Genomic DNA, 3,734 nt, shown 5'->3' on the forward strand with positions numbered 1-3,734 from the left:
AGGGTTAGCCCTGGCCGGATGCGTGCCTAGGGTTCACCCTCCGGCGGCAGACGGATCTCCCGGGGCTCGGCTTCCGCCATCCGCTGCTCCGTCCAGTACTCGAGGATCTCCTCGTGAGTCTGGGGTACATCGATACGGCTGACCGGCTCCGGATCCGGTTGGTCGTTCCTAGGAGATTTGCGCAAGGTTGTAGGTCGCCTCGATTTCGAGGCCCCAGTACGGGCCGTACATGACCTTGGAGCCGCTGTAGCCGTAACTGTTGATGCTGTTCTGGACGCCGTTAGCTCCTGAGCCGATAAACCAAGGTCCGCCGGATGCGCCGCCGTTCATGTTGCAGGGAATGCCCTGTGTATTGAACTTATTGGTGGTGTCTGGGGTGGCTGTGCCTTCGCAGTTCTGGAGCGTCAGGCCGTTGAACTGCTTATCTGCCGGGTAACCGTAGGACGTGTAGAAGAGGCCCCGGGGCTGGTTGAACGCAACCTTGGAACCGCCTACTACATCGGTGAGGAATCTACCGGTTTCGTCCGGGTTCATCACCGCAAATGCCGTGTCGAAGGAGATGTTGCCGTTGGCGCGCCACTCAATAGGCGTGTAGAGGTTACGGGCCGTCCACGTGCCATACGGAGTCGCGCCGTTGTCGTAGGCAGGGACAAACGCGAAGTTCTTGGCCTCCTGGCCGGGCCCGCCAACGGCGCAGTGGCCTGCGGTGGCGACTGTACTCCGGTTGATGGACTGGACGGCATTGCCGGAGCAGACGTAGTTGTAGTCGCCCATGGTGAAGAAGATCTTGCCTACGTGGCTCACTGTCTGTGGTTCACCCTTGCCGCTGCCCTTAGTGGCGGCGGGTTTGCCCTTCTCCACCGTTGCGGCGTTGGAGCGGTTGCCGCGTTCCAGAGCCTTGCCGGCCAGGACGTCACCGGGAATGGCACTCTTCATTTTGTCGGCGGTCCAATAGTCGGCTGCGCCGAGGCCTTCTACGGCGATGCTGGCGACCGACGGATCCTTCTTGTCTTCCGAGGCGGCCGGTGCGGCGGTGGCTCCGCCGGCTGAGCCAAGTACCAGAGCGGCCGCTGTTGAAAGGCTCAAAAGGCCGGTGGCCAAGGACCTGGTGCGTGTCATTGTTGTCCTGTCTTGAACGGGGTGTCGGCCCCGGGGTGGGCCGGAATATGCCGTAGCGAATTTATCGTCATTTGACAAGTATGTAAATAGTAGTGACTTATCATGTAGGGCCTCCTGCGAGTGTCCCTCGGCTCTTGACCAGGAACGCGCGACGGCGGCGGCGCAGCCGGGTGCGTGCCGCCGTCGTCCGTTCTCCAGCGCTGTAATCCTGCTCACCGGCAGGGTAATCCAAGGGCGCCGGTAGGGTTCAACGCGGCGTCCTCGGGTAAGTTGTAGATGGTGAAATAGACCGGATTTCATAACCAAGCCGACCTTCAGGGAGACGCCCGCGCATGTCCAAGATTATCTACACCCACACCGACGAAGCGCCGATGCTGGCTACCTATTCGTTCCTGCCCATCATCGAGGCGTTCGCTTCGACAGCAGGTGTGGAGGTGGAGACCCGCGACATCTCGCTCGCCGGCCGCATCATCGCCGTGTTCGGTGACTACCTCACCCCGGAGCAGCAGATCGGTGACGCCCTTGCTGAACTGGGTGAACTGGCGAAGACGCCGGAAGCCAACATCATCAAGCTGCCCAACATCAGCGCCTCCATCCCGCAGCTGAAGGCCGCCATTGCAGAGCTGCAGGGCCAGGGCTACGGGCTGCCGGACTACCCGGACAACCCCTCCTCGGACGAGGAAACGGCCATCCGGTCCCGCTACGACAAGATCAAGGGCTCCGCCGTGAACCCGGTCCTGCGCGAGGGCAACTCGGACCGCCGCGCACCGCTGTCCGTCAAGAACTACGCACGCCAGAACCCGCACTCCATGGGCGCCTGGACCGCAGACTCCAAGACCAACGTGGCCACCATGGGCAAGGACGACTTCCGCTCCAACGAGAAGTCCGTGGTCATTGAGTCCGAGGGCACCATCGCCATCCAGCTGGTCCGCGAGGACGGCTCCGTGAAGGTCCTGAAGAAGGCCTTCCCCGTCCTGGCCGGCGAGGTCATCGACGGCACCGTCATGCGCGCCGCCGCCCTGGACGAGTTCCTGCAGGCACAGGTGGCCCGTGCCAAGGAAGAGGGCGTGCTGTTCTCCGCACACCTGAAGGCCACCATGATGAAGGTTTCGGACCCCATCATCTTCGGCCACGTGGTCAAGGCCTACTTCTCCGAGCTCTTCGAGACCTACGGCAAGCAGCTCGCAGCCGCCGGCATCAGCCCCAACAACGGCCTGGCCGCCATCCTCAGCAGCCTGGAGGACCTTCCCGAGGACGTCCGCGAAGGCGTGCAGAACCTCATCAAGAAGGGCCTCGAAGAAGGTCCCGCCCTGGCCATGGTGGACTCGGACAAGGGCATCACCACCCTGAACGTCCCATCCGACGTGATCGTGGACGCCTCCATGCCCGCAATGATCCGCAGCTCCGGCCACATGTGGGGCCCGGACGGCAAGGAAGCAGACACCCTGGCGGTCCTGCCGGACAGCTCCTACGCCGGCATCTACCAGGTGGTCATCGATGACTGCCGCGCCAACGGCGCCTACGACCCCACCACCATGGGCACCGTCCCGAACGTCGGCCTGATGGCGCAGGCCGCCGAAGAGTACGGCAGCCACGACAAGACGTTCGAGATCCAGGAAGCCGGCACGGTGCAGATCGTGGACGGCGAAGGCAACGTGCTGATCGAACACCAGGTCTCCGTGGGCGACATCTGGCGCGCCTGCCAGACCAAGGACCTCCCCATCCGAGACTGGGTCAAGCTGGCCGTCACCCGCGCCCGCGCCTCCCAGACTCCCGCCGTGTTCTGGCTGGACGAGGAGCGCGCCCACGACGCCAACCTCATCGCCAAGGTCAACGAGTACCTCAAGGAGCACGACACCGAAGGCCTGGACATTCAGATCATGTCCCCGGTCAAGGCCATCGCGTTCACCCTCGAGCGGATCCGCAAGGGCGAGGACACCATCTCCGTGTCCGGCAACGTCCTCCGCGACTACCTTACGGACCTGTTCCCCATCCTGGAACTGGGCACCAGCGCCAAGATGCTTTCCGTTGTTCCGCTGATGAACGGCGGCGGACTCTTCGAAACCGGCGCCGGCGGTTCCGCCCCGAAGCACGTCCAGCAGCTGCTCAAGGAAAACCACCTGCGCTGGGACAGCCTGGGCGAGTTCCTGGCACTGGCCGTCAGCTTCGAGCACCTGGCCACCACCGCAGGCAACGCCCGCGCCCAGGTCCTGGCCGACACGCTGGACCGCGCCACCGGCACGTTCCTGCTGGAGAACAAGTCCCCGAGCCGCCGTGCCGGTGAGCTGGACAACCGCGGCAGCCACTACTTCCTGGCCCGCTACTGGGCAGAGGAACTGGCCAAGCAGACGGACGACGCCGACCTGGCCGCCGCGTTCAGCTCCGTCGCCGACGAGCTCTCCTCCAAGGAGGAAACCATCGTGGGCGAGCTGGCTGAGGTCCAGGGCTCCCCGGTGGACATCGGAGGCTACTACCACCCGGACGACGCCAAGGCTTCGGCCGTGATGCGCCCGTCCGCCACGCTGAACAAGGTCATTGCGACCCTCAGCTAGGTGATCCGCTGCTGCGGCAGTTGAGCATTAAAAGAGGCGGTGCCCCGGTTTACCCGGCGCACC

General features: G+C 64.0%; 2 protein-coding genes. One reads left to right on the forward strand and one right to left on the reverse strand.

The window, feature by feature from the left end; translation table 11 throughout:
- Positions 1-168 precede the first annotated feature (168 nt).
- Complete coding sequence (locus P2Q66_RS03235; RefSeq protein WP_275725521.1) at positions 169-1,119, reverse strand: hypothetical protein; 951 nt, start codon at positions 1,117-1,119, stop codon at positions 169-171.
- Between the two features lie 332 nt (positions 1,120-1,451).
- On the opposite strand from P2Q66_RS03235, the gene P2Q66_RS03240 reads away from it, so the two are divergent.
- Complete coding sequence (locus P2Q66_RS03240; RefSeq protein ID WP_275725523.1) at positions 1,452-3,671, forward strand: NADP-dependent isocitrate dehydrogenase; 2,220 nt, start codon at positions 1,452-1,454, stop codon at positions 3,669-3,671.
- The last annotated feature ends 63 nt before the right edge of the window (positions 3,672-3,734 follow it).

It is taken from the genome of Arthrobacter sp. Cr_A7 (genome assembly GCF_029222765.1).
Lineage (GTDB): Bacteria > Actinomycetota > Actinomycetes > Actinomycetales > Micrococcaceae > Arthrobacter.

What these genes read in the sequence shown, in the direction of transcription:
- P2Q66_RS03235 (WP_275725521.1), bottom strand. Translation starts at nt 1,119, where the DNA reads ATGACACGCACCAGGTCCTTGGCCACCGGCCTTTTGAGCCTTTCAACA.
- P2Q66_RS03240 (WP_275725523.1), top strand. Translation starts at nt 1,452, where the DNA reads ATGTCCAAGATTATCTACACCCACACCGACGAAGCGCCGATGCTGGCT.